The 14,772-nt window shown below is 67.1% G+C and carries 10 protein-coding genes, 1 tRNA gene and 1 pseudogene; 7 read left to right on the top strand and 5 right to left on the bottom strand.

What is annotated here, in order from left to right; genetic code table 11:
- Nucleotides 1-320: 320 nt before the first annotated feature.
- Nucleotides 321-936: pseudogene (locus PARJ55_RS21575) on the top strand (IS630 family transposase); the annotation flags it as partial.
- Between the two features lie 291 nt (nucleotides 937-1,227).
- Here PARJ55_RS21575 and PARJ55_RS0107230 read toward each other — a convergent pair.
- The 4 genes from PARJ55_RS0107230 to phaC all read right to left on the bottom strand — a co-directional run bounded on the left by PARJ55_RS0107230 (nucleotide 1,228) and on the right by phaC (nucleotide 5,102).
- Nucleotides 1,228-1,317, bottom strand: a tRNA-Ser gene (locus tag PARJ55_RS0107230).
- Nucleotides 1,318-1,367: 50 nt separating this feature from the next.
- A complete protein-coding gene (gene phaR, locus PARJ55_RS0107225) occupies nucleotides 1,368-1,952 on the bottom strand; it encodes a polyhydroxyalkanoate synthesis repressor PhaR (protein WP_028712426.1) in 585 nt (194 codons plus the stop codon).
- A 151-nt stretch (nucleotides 1,953-2,103) separates the two neighbouring features.
- A complete protein-coding gene (locus PARJ55_RS0107220; RefSeq protein ID WP_028712425.1) occupies nucleotides 2,104-2,577 on the bottom strand; it encodes a phasin family protein in 474 nt (157 codons plus the stop codon).
- Between the two features lie 113 nt (nucleotides 2,578-2,690).
- Nucleotides 2,691-5,102: a class I poly(R)-hydroxyalkanoic acid synthase gene (gene phaC, locus PARJ55_RS0107215; RefSeq protein WP_028712424.1), complete on the bottom strand. Its 2,412-nt coding sequence runs from the start codon at nucleotides 5,100-5,102 to the stop codon at nucleotides 2,691-2,693.
- A 114-nt stretch (nucleotides 5,103-5,216) separates the two neighbouring features.
- On the opposite strand from phaC, the gene phaZ reads away from it, so the two are divergent.
- Complete coding sequence (gene phaZ, locus PARJ55_RS0107210) at nucleotides 5,217-6,560, top strand: polyhydroxyalkanoate depolymerase (protein WP_156929441.1); 1,344 nt, start codon at nucleotides 5,217-5,219, stop codon at nucleotides 6,558-6,560.
- Between the two features lie 47 nt (nucleotides 6,561-6,607).
- Here the strand turns inward: phaZ and PARJ55_RS0107205 are convergent, their stop codons facing one another.
- Complete coding sequence (locus PARJ55_RS0107205; RefSeq protein ID WP_028712422.1) at nucleotides 6,608-7,351, bottom strand: carboxylesterase; 744 nt, start codon at nucleotides 7,349-7,351, stop codon at nucleotides 6,608-6,610.
- A gap of 166 nt (nucleotides 7,352-7,517) precedes the next feature.
- Here PARJ55_RS0107205 and thrS point away from each other — a divergent pair, with 166 nt between their 5' ends.
- From thrS to PARJ55_RS0107180, 5 genes are all read left to right on the top strand, one after another.
- Nucleotides 7,518-9,464, top strand: coding sequence for a threonine--tRNA ligase (gene thrS, locus PARJ55_RS0107200; RefSeq protein ID WP_028712421.1), 1,947 nt, complete (start codon nucleotides 7,518-7,520; stop codon nucleotides 9,462-9,464).
- 227 nt (nucleotides 9,465-9,691) lie between these two features.
- A complete protein-coding gene (locus PARJ55_RS0107195) occupies nucleotides 9,692-9,898 on the top strand; it encodes a cold-shock protein (protein WP_011747293.1) in 207 nt (68 codons plus the stop codon).
- Nucleotides 9,899-10,105: 207 nt separating this feature from the next.
- Nucleotides 10,106-11,563 carry a class I adenylate-forming enzyme family protein gene (locus PARJ55_RS0107190; protein WP_028712420.1) on the top strand — a complete coding sequence of 486 codons (1,458 nt, stop codon included), beginning with the start codon at nucleotides 10,106-10,108 and terminating at the stop codon, nucleotides 11,561-11,563.
- Complete coding sequence (locus PARJ55_RS0107185) at nucleotides 11,564-12,220, top strand: DsbA family oxidoreductase (RefSeq protein WP_028712419.1); 657 nt, start codon at nucleotides 11,564-11,566, stop codon at nucleotides 12,218-12,220. It begins immediately after the preceding gene.
- Nucleotides 12,221-12,387: 167 nt separating this feature from the next.
- Nucleotides 12,388-14,652, top strand: a complete 2,265-nt coding sequence (locus PARJ55_RS0107180) for an adenosylcobalamin-dependent ribonucleoside-diphosphate reductase (RefSeq protein ID WP_028712418.1) — start codon at nucleotides 12,388-12,390, stop codon at nucleotides 14,650-14,652.
- Nucleotides 14,653-14,772: the final 120 nt, after the last annotated feature.

The following is a 14,772-nucleotide window of genomic DNA, read 5'->3' as shown; positions in this document are numbered from 1 at the left end:
TTCTGCTACGGGGTTTGATTTCCCTCGTTTCCTGCGCGAATCGCCCGGCCCCTAACCACCACTGGACGATCAGAAACGAGGTTGTTATAGGCTACACAGAGCTTGAGAGAGGATACGGTCAGCATCGCTGGCGGTGGCATCCTCTACGACCAGCCCAAAGACGCTTCGTCTGACAAATGGTTATACGGATCGACACTTGAGGAAGCCTTGAACATGGCCGCGACCACATCGAGTCTAAGCCGACAGGACCGGTCAGCATGGCCTGGTCACCTGGAACTGTAGTTTCATATCCTTGACCCTGACGATTTTGGAGGGACGGTATGGTTGGTCGAGTGGCGGACGAGGTGGTTCTGAGTACCGATGAGCGCGACTTTCTCGAGGCGCATGTCCGGCATCGCAAGGCCGCGCGGTCGCTGTCGGACCGGTGCCGGACGATACTGCTCTGTGCGGAAGGGCTGCAAAGCAAGGAGGTCGGCGCGGCTCGGAGTGCATGAGCATACGGTCGGCAAATGGCGCAGGCGGTTCGTCAGGGACCGGATCGAGGAGCTGACCGACGAATATCGTCTTGGTCGGCCCCGCAGGGCGTCGGACGATCAGGGAGCCGAGGTGATCGGGCGGACACTGAACACCACGCCGAGAGATGCCACCCATTGGTCGATCCGCTCGATCGCTGCCGCGACGGGCCTGTCGCACACCACCATCCGCCGGATCTGGACTGCGTTCGGCCTGCAGCCGCATCGCAGTGAGACCTTCAAACTTTCCACCGATCCGCTGTTCGTCGACAAGGTGCGGGATATCGTCGACCTTTACATGGCCCCGCCGAACCGGGCCATCGTGCTGTGTGTGGACGAAAAATCCCAGATCCAGGCGCTGGATCGGGAACAGCCGGTGCTGCCGATGGCGCCGGGTGTCGCCGAGCTTCGAGTCCACAGCTATAATCCTGTTGACCATCAAGCCAACGATCCGGGCGGGCAGGAAGAGGACGAACCGGAAAGCTATGAGGCGCTTTTGGCTGGCCTAAGGCTGCCCTCGCCTTCGGCAATCCCTCTGGCATCTGACGATATTCCGGCGAGAATGAGGAGAAGGCCGCCGCCTCCGCAGAACTGACTCGCTTCAGGCACTCTTCCGGGCTACCAGCCACGCACCATATCAAGCGCTTCGCGCGTGGCGGGCACAATGGCGGGCGCGCTCCAAAAATTCATATTTATCAATTAAATCAACGGAATATGGCGGACGGTGAGGGATTCGAACCCTCGAGACGGTTCCCCGCCTACACACTTTCCAGGCGTGCGCCTTCGACCACTCGGCCAACCGTCCGTGGCGGCTCGTCTAGCGCGACGGGCCGGGCTGCGCAAGTCGCAGTTCTCTCAAAGCTTCGAAATCCGCTTCTGAAGCTCGGCCAGCTGCCGGCGGATCTCGGCCATGTCCTCGCCGCCCGAGCCCTTCTTGCCGCCGGAAGACGCCTCGCCCTCCATCTCGTCCATGTCGGGGCCGCTGCTGCCCGCGCCCCAGCCCGCTGCCATCGCCTTCAGGAACAGCTGCTGCTGGCGCTGCAGCGCCTCGAACCCCGGCATCGAGGACATCGGGTTGGGAAAGGTCGAAAGGTTCTCCATCATCTTGGACTGGCCCTCGCGCAGCATCTCGAAACTCGCGGCCAGGAATTGCGGCACCACCGATTGCGCCTGCGTGGTATAGCTGCGCACCAGATCGATCAGCACGTCGATGGGCAGCACATTCTCGCCCCGCCCCTCGTGCTCGGCGATGATCTGCAACAGATATTGCCGGGTCAGGTCGTCGCCGGTCTTGAGATCGACGATGCGCACCTGGCGCCCGGCACGGATGAAACCCGCGATGTCCTCCAGCGTGACGTAATCGCTCGTCTCGGTGTTGTAGAGGCGGCGACTTGCATAGCGCTTGATCAGAAGCGGGGTCGTGTTCTCGGCCTCAGCCATGGCTCCTCCGGCAATGCATTTGCAGCATGATGGGAAATGACCCGGAGAAATGCAAAGAAAATCGCCATGCTGGGCAAAGTGGGACGCCCCGGCGGGCATGAGAAAAGGGGGCAGAAACCTGCCCCCTTGTCCCGAAACGTCCGAGGCCGGATCAGGCCTTGGTCACCGTGCTGGCCGTGGTCGCGGCGGCAGCGGCTTTCTTGACCGCGGCCTGGGTCTCGCGCGTGGCCTTCTCGGCGGCCTTCTGGGCGTCCGAGGCCAGGTCCTTGCCGGCGGTCAGCATCAGATCGACGGTGTCCATCTGCACTTTCTTGGCGACTTCGGCGAAGGCGGCCATGTGCTCGGCGGCCATTTCGGCGGCGGCGGTGGCGAAGTCGCTCAGCGCCTTGGCGTATTCGGCCGGCTCTTCCTTGGACGAGGTCAGCTCACCCATGCGGGCGATGGTGTCCTTGGCCCACTGGGCCGAGATCTCGGTCGAACGCTCGGCAGCGGCCAGGGCAACCTTGGCCATCTTTTCGCCCAGGGCGGTCTGCGACTTGAAGGCGTCCTGGAACGACGAGGTATCGACCGGGAATTTCGCCATCACTTCTTGCATGGTCTTGGTAAAGTCAGGGGTCTTGGCCATTTGCTCTCTCCTAGGTCGGCGCGAAGCTTCGGCACCGGTTGAACTCTTCTGTCCCCCATATACTTTCTGCACTGCAGCATTGCAAGATTTTCTTGCTGCAGTGCAGAAAAAATTTACGCCCGCTCGTGGACGTAAAGCCCGGGCGCGGGGCCGAAGCCCTCGCCGGGGTCGCGCGCCTCGACCATCTCTCCTGCCCGCCGGGCCAGCCATTCGCCCCAGCGGCCCCACCAGCTGCCCTCATGGTGCTGCGCCCGGTCCAGCCAGTGCTGCTCGTCCCGATCGAAGCCGGCATCCGAGGTATAGTGACCGTATTTCTTCTTGCTGGGCGGGTTGACGATGCCGGCGATATGGCCCGATTCGGACAGGATGAAGGTCTTGTCCTTCGAACCCATCTGCGCGATGCCGCGCCAGCTGTCCTTCCAGGGCGCGATATGGTCGGTCTCGCAGGCGATGGCGCAGAGCGGCACGGTGACGTCGCCGACATGCAGGCGATGGCCCATCAGCTCGAACCCGTCGCGGACGAAGCGGTTCTGCTGGCACAGGCTGCGCAGATACTCCACCGCCATGCGCCCGGGCAGGTTGGTGCCATCGCCATTCCAGAACAGCAGGTCGAAGGCGGGCGGCATCTCGCCCAGCATGTAGCTGCGAATCGCCGGGCCCCAGACCAGATCGTTGGCGCGCAGGAAGCTGAAGGTGCGGGTCATCAGCTGTGCGCCCAGCACGCCGGTCCGCGCCGCCTCCTCCTCGATGCCCGAGACGAAATCCTCCTGCAGATAGGCGGTGAATTCCCCCTGGTCGGCGAAATCGGTCAGCGCGGTGAAGAAGGTGGCCGCGTTCACCCTGTCGTCGCCGCGCTGCTTCAGAAGCGACAGCGTCAGCGCCAGCGTGGTGCCGGCGATGCAATAGCCGACGACGTTCAGCTTCTTCTGGTCGGTCAGGTCCAGCACCCGGTCCATGACCTCGAGATAGGCCGAGACGTAGTCGTCCATGCCGGTGTCGGCATAGCTGGGATCGGGGTTCTTCCAGGCCACCACGAACAGCGTATGCCCCTGATCGACGATCCATTTGATCAGGCTGTTCTGCGGCTTGAGGTCGAGGATGTAGAACTTGTTGATCCAGGGCGGAAAGATCACCAGCGGGATTTCGTGCACCTGCGGGGTGGTGGGCTTGTACTGGATCAGTTCGTAAAGCCTGGTGCGCGCGACCACCGTCCCCTCGCTGGTGCCGATGTTCTCGCCCACGCGGAAGGCGTCGCGGTCGGCCAGCGAGACGATCAGCTCGCCGCTGTTCTGCTCGACGTCGCGCACCAGGTTCTCTAGCCCCTTGACCAGGCTCTCGCCCTCGGTCTCCAGCGCCTTTTCCAGCGCATCGGGATTGGTCGCCAGGAAATTGGTCGGCGCCATCATGTCGATCATCTGGCGGGTGAACCACTCGATGCGGCGCCGGTCGCTCATCTCGGGCAGGTCGAGGGCGCTGGCCGCCTCCTGCAGCGCCTGGGCGTTGATGTGGTATTGCCGCTTGATGAAGTTGAAGAAGGGATGCGCCTCCCAGAGCGGGTTCGAGAAGCGCCGGTCCCGCGGTCCCTCGCTGGGCGGCGGGGTCAGCGTGCCGCGGGCCAGCGCGGCCTGGGCCTCGGCGAAATGGCGCAGGGTCTCGCCCCAATAGCTGACCTGCTGGCCGATCACCCGCTCGGGCTGCTCGGCCAGCAGCTTGATCCAGGCCGAGGTCGCGGTGGCGAAAAGGTCGGGGCCGGGCATCTCGACCCCGGGGCTGTGGGGGCGGCGCTGTGCCAGGGCGCTGATCAGGCGCTGCGTCAGCGATTCGATGCGCTCGATGTTCTGGGCCAGTTTCTCGGGCAGGCGGCTGCCGACGCCGAAGGCGGCCTCGGCAAAGGCGGCGGCGGAACCGGGTGCGGGCGACGCGTCGGCGGCGGGCTTTTCAGCCGCGGCGGGCGCCGGGGTCGTGGCGACGGGCGCGCCCATGGGCGGCAGGCCGCCCGGGCCGACGGCGCCCAGCGGACGCAGCGCCTCGTCCACGGCGCCCAGCGTCGCCGGCTCGGCCTTGGCCTTGGCCGCCGATTTGGCGGCCGGCTTGCGGCGCGTGCCGGTGCGGGGATCGCTGCGGCTGGCCGCCCGAGCCCGCGACACGGCATTGCGCGCCCCCGACTTGGTCGCGGCTTTCGCGCCGCCGGGCTTTGCGGCGGCAGGCTTCGCTGCGGCGGGTTTGGGAGCGGTGGCCTTCGGCGCGGCCGGCTTCACCGGCTGCTGCGGCTGCTCGGCGGCGGGCTTTGCGGTGGCAGGCTTCGCTGCAGCGGGTTTGGAAGCGGTGGCCTTCGGCGCGGCCGGCTGCTCGGCGACGGACGCGGATTTTGCCCGGCGGGTCCGTTTCGGCTTGTCCGATTCGGCCGGGGCGGCCTCGGCCTGCGCGGCTGCCCGGCCCTTCGCCCCCGCCTTGCGGCCCCTGCCCGGGCTGGCCGCAGTCTGGGCCCCGGTTTCGCTTTCCGGCTTTTCGTCTTTGCCCGCCATAATTGACAATCCTCCCTGAACCGTAAAATCATTATGCCCAGCACAATACGCAGGTAAAGCCGTGTCATTCCCCGGCAAGGCCGAATCCGGCGGGTTCACGGGAGAAGGTTGGGAATGACGACGTATAAAGGTTTGAGAGGTATCATCTCCTACGACGCGATGGAGACGATCCGGAACACCAACGAATGGATGGGCGCCAGCGCGCGCGCCCTGGCCTCCTATCCGGCCTTCGCGCTGATGCCGAATCCGCTGTTCAAGCTCATGTCGGCCTGGGGCCGGGTGACCGAGCGCAGCTTCGCCCGCATGGTCATCAAGCCCGACTGGGAGATTCCGCCCATCGTCTCCGAGGACGGCCAGGACCATGTCGTCTATGTCGAGCCGGTGATCGAGCGCCCCTTCGGCGACCTGGTGCATTTCCGCGTCGCGCGGCGCACGCCGCTGGCCCGCAAGGTTCTTCTGGTCGCGCCGATGTCGGGTCACTATGCCACTCTCCTCCGCACCACGGTCACATCATTGCTTCCGGACTGCGAAGTCTATGTGACGGATTGGCACAATGCCCGCGACATTCCGGTCAGCTGCGGCAAGTTCGACATCGACGACTACACCCAGTATCTGGTCGATTTCATCCGCCATCTCGGCCCCGACACCAATGTGATCGCGGTCTGCCAGCCGGCGCCGCTGGCCCTGGCCGCGACCGCGCTCCTGGCCGAGGAGGACCCCAAGGCCCAGCCCCGCTCGCTGATCCTGATCGGCGGTCCCATCGATCCCGACGCGGCGGCGACCGAGGTGACCGATTTCGGCAACCGCATCACCATGGGCGAACTCGACTACCTGATGATCCAGCAGGTCGGCTTCAAGTATCGCGGCGCCGGGCGCATGGTCTATCCCGGCCTCGCGCAGCTTTCCTCCTTCATCGCCATGAATGCCGAGACCCATGCCAAGGCCTTCCTCGACAAGATCTTCGCCGAGGCCCGCGGCCAGGCCTCCGAGGGCGACAAGCACAACACGTTCTACGACGAATATCTCGCCGTGATGGACATGACCGCCGAATTCTACCTCTCCACCGTCGAGCGCATCTTCAAGGAGCGCGAAATCGCGCTGAACCGCTTCACCGTGAACGGCAAGCCGGTCGATCTGGGCAAGATCACCGATGTCGCGGTGATGACGGTCGAGGGCGCCAATGACGACATCTCGGCCCCGGGCCAATGCGTCGCGGCGCTGGCGCTCTGCACCGGGGTGCCGGAAAGCCGCAAGACCCAGCACCTGGAGCCCGGCGCCGGCCATTACGGCATCTTCGCCGGCAAGAGCTGGCGGCTGAACATCCGCCCGCTGGTGCTGGACTTCATCGACGAACAGGTCCAGCCCGCCGGCCAGCGCAAGCGCCGCCGCAGCGGCCCGGTCCCGGTCGATTGCGGCGTCAGCAACCTCACCGAACACGATTCCAAGATCGCGGTCTGACGACCCGCGGGAACGGGGCGCGGCCCGCTCTGCCGGCCGCGCCCCTCTCATCCCCGCGCCAGGACCTCCTCGATCGCCGCGCCGATCTGCGCCAGGCAGTCGGGCGTCGAAAAACGGTGATCCGCCCCCTTCACCAGCGTCAGCCGCATGTCCTCGCCGCGCGCATGGTCCAGCAGGTCCAGCGCCCAGGACATCGGCACATCGGCATCCGCGGTGCCCTGCAGGAAGCGCACCGGGAAGGGCAGCGGCAGGGGCTGGTCCAGCACCAGATGGTCGCGCCCGTCCTCGATCAGCCGGCGGGTGATGACATAGGGCTCGCCATAGTCGCTGGGCTGCTCGACCCGGCCCCGCTCCTGCAGCGCCGCGCGCTCGGCGGGCGAAAACCCGGCCCAATAGCCGCGCTCGGTGAAATCCGGCGCCGCCGCCACCGTGACCAGCCCGGCCAGCCGTTCGGGCATGGTCCTTGCCAGCAGCAGGCTGATCCAGCCGCCCATCGAGGAACCGACCAGCACCTGCCGCCCCTCGGTCAGCCCGCGGATCGCGGCCATGGCATCGGCGAACCAGTCGCCGATGCTGCCCTCCTCGAAGGCACCCGAGGATTCGCCGTGCCCCGAATAGTCGAAGCGCAGGAAGGCCCGGCCCCGCGCCCGCGCCCAATCCTCCAGCCACAGCGCCTTGGTGCCCTGCATGTCCGAGCGGAACCCGCCCAGGAACACCACGCCCGGCCCCCGCCCCTCGACCCGTTCATAAGCGATGCGCCGCCCCTGCGGCCCTTCCAGAAACTGCGTCATTTCTCTGTTTCCCAAATACCCTGCGGGGAGTCGCGCCTCGCGCGACGGGGGCGCAAAGCCCCCCGCGACCCTAGCCGCATTGACAACGCCCGGCAATCGGGCCACACCCGCCCGACATACCCGCAACCGGGCGTTCCGTGGGCGCCAAACCGACGAGGAGGACTCCATGTCCCAGATCTCCCTGACCTTTCCCGATGGCAATGCGCGCGACTACCCCGCCGGCGTGACGGCGGCCGAGGTCGCGGCCTCCATCGCCCCCAGCCTCGCCAAGAACGCCATCTCGGCCAGCCTCGACGGCCGCCATATCGACCTGCAATGGCCGATCACGACCGGCGGCAAGATCGCCATCAACACCATGAAGGACAGCGAGCCGGCGCTGGAGCTGATCCGCCACGACCTCGCCCATATCATGGCCCGCGCCGTGCAGGAGCTCTGGCCGGACGTGAAGGTCACCATCGGCCCGGTGCGCGATTACGGCTGGTTCTACGACTTCGACCGCGCCGAGCCCTTCACCCCCGAGGACCTGGGCGCCATCGAGGCGCGGATGAAGCAGATCATCGCCGCCCGCGATCCGGTGCGCACCGAGGTCTGGGACCGCGCCCGGGCGCTGGCCTATTACGAGGACCGCGGCGAACCCTTCAAGGTCGAGCTGGTGAACCGCATCCCCGAGGGCGAGGATCTGCGGATGTATTGGCACGGCGACTGGCAGGATCTCTGCCGCGGCCCGCATCTGCAGCATACCGGCCAGGTGCCAGCCGACGCCTTCAAGCTGACGCATGTCGCCGGCGCCTATTGGCTGGGCGACGCCTCGCGGCCGATGCTGCAGCGCATCTACGGCGTGGCCTTCAAGAACCGCGACGACCTCAAGGCGCATCTGACCATGCTGGAGGAGGCCGCCAAGCGCGACCACCGCAAGCTGGGCCGCGAAATGGAACTCTTCCATTTCCAGGAGGAAGCGCCGGGCATGGTGTTCTGGCACCCCAACGGCTGGTCGATCTATCGCGAGCTGGAAGCCTATATGCGCCGCCGGCTGATCCGCGCCGATTACAAGGAGATCAAGACCCCGCAGGTCGTCGACCGCATCCTGTGGGAGAAGTCGGGCCATTGGGAAGCCTATCGCGAGAACATGTTCATCGTCGAGGTGGACGAGGAAGGCGCCAAGGAAAAGCGCATCAACGCGCTCAAGCCGATGAACTGCCCCTGCCATGTCCAGGTCTACAACCAGGGCCTGAAATCCTATCGCGACCTGCCGCTGCGGCTGGCCGAATTCGGCTCCTGCCACCGCTACGAGCCCTCGGGCTCCATGCACGGGCTGATGCGGGTGCGCGGCTTCGTCCAGGACGATGCGCATATCTTCTGCACCGAGGACCAGATCGAGGCGGAATGCGCCGGCTTCATCGGGCTCCTGTCCTCGGTCTACAAGGATCTCGGCTTCGAGAAATTCGACATCAAGCTCTCGACCCGGCCGGATGTGCGCGTCGGTTCCGACGAGATCTGGGACAAGGCCGAGGCGGCGCTGAAAGGCGCCATCGAGCACCTGGGCCTGCCCTATGAGGTCAATCCCGGCGACGGCGCCTTCTACGGGCCGAAGCTCGACTTCAAGCTGACCGACGCCATCGGCCGGGAATGGCAATGCGGCACCTTCCAATGCGACTTCAACCTGCCGCAGCGGCTTGAGGCGGAATATGTCGGCGAGGACGGGCAGAAACACATGCCGGTCATGCTGCACCGCGCCGTGCTGGGCAGCTTCGAGCGATTCATCGGCATCCTGATCGAGAACTATTCCGGCAAGCTGCCGCTTTGGCTGGCGCCGCGCCAGGTCGTGGTCGCCTCGATCGTCTCGGGCGCCGACGATTACGTGCATCAGGTGGTGGCCGCGCTGCGCAAGGCCGGACTGCGGGCCGAGGCCGACACCCGCAACGAAAAGATCAACTACAAGGTCCGCGAGCATTCGGTCGGCAAGGTGCCGGTCATCATGGCCGTCGGCCTGAAGGAGGTCGAGGAGCGCAGCGTTTCCGTGCGCCGCCTCGACCGGCAGGGCAGCGAAAGCCTGGGGCTGGATCAGGCGATCCAGGCCCTGGCCGCCGAGGCCACGCCGCCCGATCTGCGCTGACCGGCGCAGATCAGCAAGAATCTGCCCATGGCACCGCGCAAGCTGACCTCGCGTCAACTTGCGCGACGCATTATTGCTTGCGTTTTTCCGCGAATCGTTCATCCTCTCGTCCGCGTGAGCACGACTTTCTACCGCCTCCCTTCACGGGGCAGCCGGACTTGACGGGAAAGGGCTGCACGGCCCGGGCGCAATCTCGCCCCGGGAGGACTTGAAGGAGAGACGGTATAATGGCTACCGGCACCGTGAAATGGTTCAACGCCACCAAAGGCTATGGCTTCATCGCGCCCGATGACGGCGGCAAGGACGTGTTCGTCCACATCTCGGCGGTCGAGCGCGCCGGCCTGACCGGCCTGAACGACAACCAGAAGATCGCCTACGAACTGCAATCCGGCCGCGACGGCCGCAGCTCGGCCTCGGATCTGAAGCTGCTCTGATTCGACAGCACCCGGAATTTCGGAACCGGCCGGCCCCGCAAGGCGCCGGCCGCTTTCATGCCGGCCCCCGGCTTCTTTCTTGCACAAGTATCCCGGGGGACGCGAGGCAGGCCCCGGAAGGGGCCGGCCTCGCGGGGGACAGAGCCCCCTTTCCAGCCGCGCTGCAAGCCTCTATCCCGAAGCCCTGGACCGGGCGGAGGTGACGGGATGAATCTGGCCGAACATGTGCTGCAAGCCGGGCTGGCGGTGCCGGACAAGCTGGCCATGTCGGTCCTCGGCCTCAGCCGCGCCGACCGCTGGTCGCACGCCCGGCTGCGCCGGGCGGTGCTGGGCACCGCCACGGGCCTGCTGCAAGCCGGCCTTGCACCCGGCGACCGGCTGCTGATGCGGCTGGGCAACAATCCCGGCTTCCCGGTGACCTATCTCGGCGCCATCGCCGCCGGCATCGTGCCGGTCCCGACCTCGCCGATGCTGACCGCGCCCGAGATCGGCAGGATCGCCGCCGCCATCCGCCCGGCGATGATCGTCGCCGACCAGGGCATCGCGCTCCCGGACCACCCGGCCCCGGTTCTGCCCGCCGCCCGGCTCGCCGATTTCGCCGCCCTGCCGCCGGCCGGCTTCGCGCAACGCGATCCCGACGACCTGGCCTATATCGTCTTCACCTCGGGCACCTCCGGCCAGCCGCGCGCCGTCTGCCACGCGCATCGCGCCATCCTCGCCCGCCGGATGATGTTCGACGGCTGGTATGGGCTGACGGCGCAGGACCGGCTCTTGCATGCCGGCGCCTTCAACTGGACCTTCACGCTCGGCACCGGGCTCATGGACCCCTGGACCGTCGGCGCCACGGCGCTGATCCCGGTCGAAGGCGTCGCGCCCGAGCAGATCCCGCTGATCGCCAGCCGCCACGGCGCCACCATCCTCGCCGCCGCGCCCGGCGTCTTCCGCCGCATTCTGCGCGCCGAGTGGAAGCCTTGGGCCGGGCTGCGCCATGGCCTCACCGCCGGCGAGCGGCTCGACCCCGGGTTGCGCCGCGACTGGCAGGCGCGCACCGGCACCGACCTGCACGAGGCCATGGGCATGTCGGAATGCTCGACCTTCCTGTCCGGCAGCCCGGCCCGGCCGGCGCCCGAGGGCACGGCCGGCTTCCCCCAGCCCGGCCGCCGCATCGCCATCCTCGACGATAGCGGCGCACCGGGCCCGGGCCCCGGCATCCTGGCCGTGCACCGCTCGGACCCCGGCCTGTTCCTGGGCTATCTCGACCAGCCCGAGGAGACCGCCGCCCGCTTCCGGGGCGACTGGTTCCTGACCGGCGATCTGGCCGAGGCCACGCCCGAGGGGGCAATCCGCACCCTGGGCCGCGCCGACGACATGATGAATGCCGGCGGCTTCCGCGTCGCACCGGGCGAGGTCGAGGACGCGCTTTCCGCCCTGCCCGATGCCGGCGACGTCGCCGCCGCCGAACTGCCTGTCGGCCCCGGCACGAGCATCATCGCCGCCTTCTGGACCGGCCCCGCCACGGCCGAGGCGATGCGGCGGCAGGTCGAGGCGGCGCTGGCGCGCTACAAGCAGCCGCGCGAATACATCCGCCTGCCCGCCCTGCCCCGGACGCCCACGGGCAAGATCAACCGCCGCGCCCTGCGCGACATCCATCGCAAGGATCGCTGAATGACCGACCCCCTTCCCGGCCAAGTGCGCCTCGACATCTTCGCCGACCCGGTCTGCCCCTGGTGCCTGATCGGCAAGGCCGAGCTGGACCGGGCGCTGGAAAGCCGCCCCGGCCACCCTTTCGCCATCACCTGGCAGCCCTTTCGCCTCGACCCGCAGATGCCGCAGGCCGGGATGGATTACGTCGCCTACATGAAGATGAAGTTCACCGACGAGAAGGGCATCATCGCCGCCATGAAGCCGGTGATGGAGGCCAGCGAGCGGCTGGGCCTGTGGATCAACCCCTCGCTGATCGAGCGGGTGCCGAACACGCTCGACGCCCATCGCCTGCTCTACTGGGCCGGGCTGGAGGGTGTGCAGAGCCCGGTCATGTCCGGCCTGATGCGGGCGCATTGGCGCGAGGGCCGGAACATCTCGAACCCGGACGTTCTGGTCGAGATCGGCGAGAAGGCCGGGATGGACGGCCGGATGATCCGCCGCCTGCTCGCCACGGCCGAGGACCGCGACCAGATCGCCAGCCGCGAACTGCATGCCCGGCAACGCGGCATCAACTCGGTGCCGACCTTCATCGTCGCCGACACCCATGTCGTCACCGGCGCGCAGCCGGCCAGCCTGTGGCAGAACGTCATCGACGAGCTGGGCGGCGGGCAGCAATAGCCTGCCCCCACAGGTTGTGCGGGCCGTGCGCGCGCCCGCAAGATCTGGAAATCGGCGCCGGTTTCGCCTATATTCATACCTCTCATGTTTTTCCGACTCCAACCGGGCGGGCGCGGCTGTATAAGACCCGCTCGCCCCGATTCCGACCCTAGCCAAGGACGCCTGCCATGAGCCGATTCTCCGCCCCTATCGCCGAGCAGATCTGGGACATGAAGTATCGGCTCAAGGACGCCGAGGGCCAGCCGATCGACCTGTCGGTCGAGGACAGCTGGCGCCGCGTCGCCCGCGACCTCGCACGCGTCGAGAAGGAGCCGGCGCTGTGGGAGGACCGCTTCTATGCCGCGCTGGAGGATTTCAAGTTCCTGCCCGCCGGCCGCATCCTGGCCGGCGCCGGCACCGGGCGCGAGGTGACGCTGTTCAACTGCTTCGTCATGGGCACGATCCCCGACAGCATGGCCGGCATCTTCGACATGCTCAAGGAGGCCGCGCTGACCATGCAGCAGGGCGGCGGCATCGGCTATGACTTCAGCACCATCCGCCCGCGCGGCGCCGAGGTGAAGGGCGTGGCCGCCGACGCCTCGGGGCCGCTGTCCTTCATGGATGTCTGGGACGCCATGTGCCGCACCATCATGTCGGCGGGCTCGCGCCGCGGCGCGATGATGGCGACGATGCGCTGCGACCATCCCGACATCGAGGCCTTCATCGAGGCCAAGCAGGACAGCGCCCGGCTGCGCATGTTCAACCTGTCGGTGCTGGTGACGGATGCCTTCATGCAGGCGGTCAAGGCGGATGCCTCCTGGGACCTGCAATTCGACGGCAAGGTCTATCACACCGTGCGGGCGCGCGACCTGTGGAACCGCATCATGCGCGCGACCTATGACTATGCCGAGCCGGGCGTGATCTTCATCGACCGCATCAACCAGCAGAACAATCTGAACTATGCCGAGACCATCGCGGCGACCAATCCCTGCGGCGAACAGCCCCTGCCGCCCTATGGCGCCTGCCTCCTGGGCTCGGTCAACCTGGCCCGGCTGGTCGAGGCGCCCTTTACCGCCGATGCGCGCCTGAACCCCGAGGCGCTGGACGAACTGGTCCGCACCGCGGTGCGGATGATGGATAACGTGGTCGATGCCTCGAAATTCCCGCTGCCGCAACAGGCGGCCGAGGCGCAGGCCAAGCGCCGCATCGGGCTGGGCGTCACCGGGCTGGCCGATGCCCTGCTGATGCTGGGCCTGCGCTATGGCGCGGCGGATGCGGTCGAGCAGACGCGGGCCTGGATGAAGGCCATCGCGCGTTCCGCCTATCTCGCCTCGGTCGATCTGGCCCGCGAAAAGGGCGCCTTCCCGCTGTTCGACGCGAAGAAATACCTGGCTTCGGGCTTCATGCAGCGCATGGATGCGGATCTGCGCGAGGCGGTGGCGCAGCACGGCATCCGCAACGCGCTGCTGACCTCCATCGCGCCGACCGGGACGATCAGCCTCTATGCCGGCAATGTCAGTTCCGGGATCGAGCCGGTCTTTGCCTATGCCTATACCCGCAAGGTGCTGCAAAAGGACGGCTCGCGCACCGAGGAGGAGGTCGTGGACTACGCCGTGCAGATGTGGCGCGACCTGAAGGGCGACGCGCCCCTGCCGGATTACTTCGTCAACGCCCAGACCCTGGCGCCGCTGGACCATGTCGCCATGCAGGCGGCGGCGCAGGACTGGGTGGACAGCTCGATTTCCAAGACCATCAACTGCCCCGAGGATATTTCCTTCGAGGATTTCAAGGACGTCTACCTGGCCGCCTGGGACAAGGGCTGCAAGGGCTGCACCACCTATCGCCCGAACGACGTCACCGGCTCGGTCCTGTCGGTCAGCGAAAAGACCGAGGAGGCGCCGCAGGCCGACAAGGGCGCCGACGTGGTCTATCTGACCGAGCCGCTGGACCGCCCGGCGGCGCTGGAGGGCGCGACCTACAAGCTGAAATTCCCCGGCAGCGAGCATGCGATCTACATCACCATCAACGACATCGTGCAGGGCGGCCACCGCCGGCCGTTCGAGGTGTTCATCAACTCGAAGAACATGGAGCATTTCGCCTGGACCGTGGCGCTGACGCGGATGATCTCGGCGGTGTTCCGGCGCGGCGGCGACGTGAGCTTCGTGGTCGAGGAGTTGAAGGCGGTCTTCGACCCGCGCGGCGGTGCCTGGATCGAGGGGCGCTACGTGCCCTCGATCCTCGCCGCCATCGGCGGGGTGATCGAACGGCACATGATCGCCACCGGCTTCCTGGCCGGCGAGGGCATGGGGCTGAAATCCGACCCCCAGGCCGAGGTCATGGCGGTGGGCGAACGCCCGCGCGGCCCGGCCTGCCCGGCCTGCGGCCAATACGGCATGCGCATGATCGAGGGCTGCATGACCTGCCCGTCCTGCGGCCATTCGAAATGCGGGTGAGAGGGCGGCCGGCTGTTGTTTGCCGGCCAGCCATGACCCAGGCATTCCCGCCCTCGTTCCCGCCCGGACGGGGCCGTAACTGACGACCGCCTGAGCCCGGCGGCGGCCCCCGCCGCCGGA

This window comes from Paracoccus sp. J55 (genome assembly GCF_000513975.1).
Classification (GTDB): domain Bacteria; phylum Pseudomonadota; class Alphaproteobacteria; order Rhodobacterales; family Rhodobacteraceae; genus Paracoccus.
The sequence above is the reverse complement of the archived record's forward strand: the minus strand, read 5'-3'. Positions and strand labels throughout refer to the sequence as shown.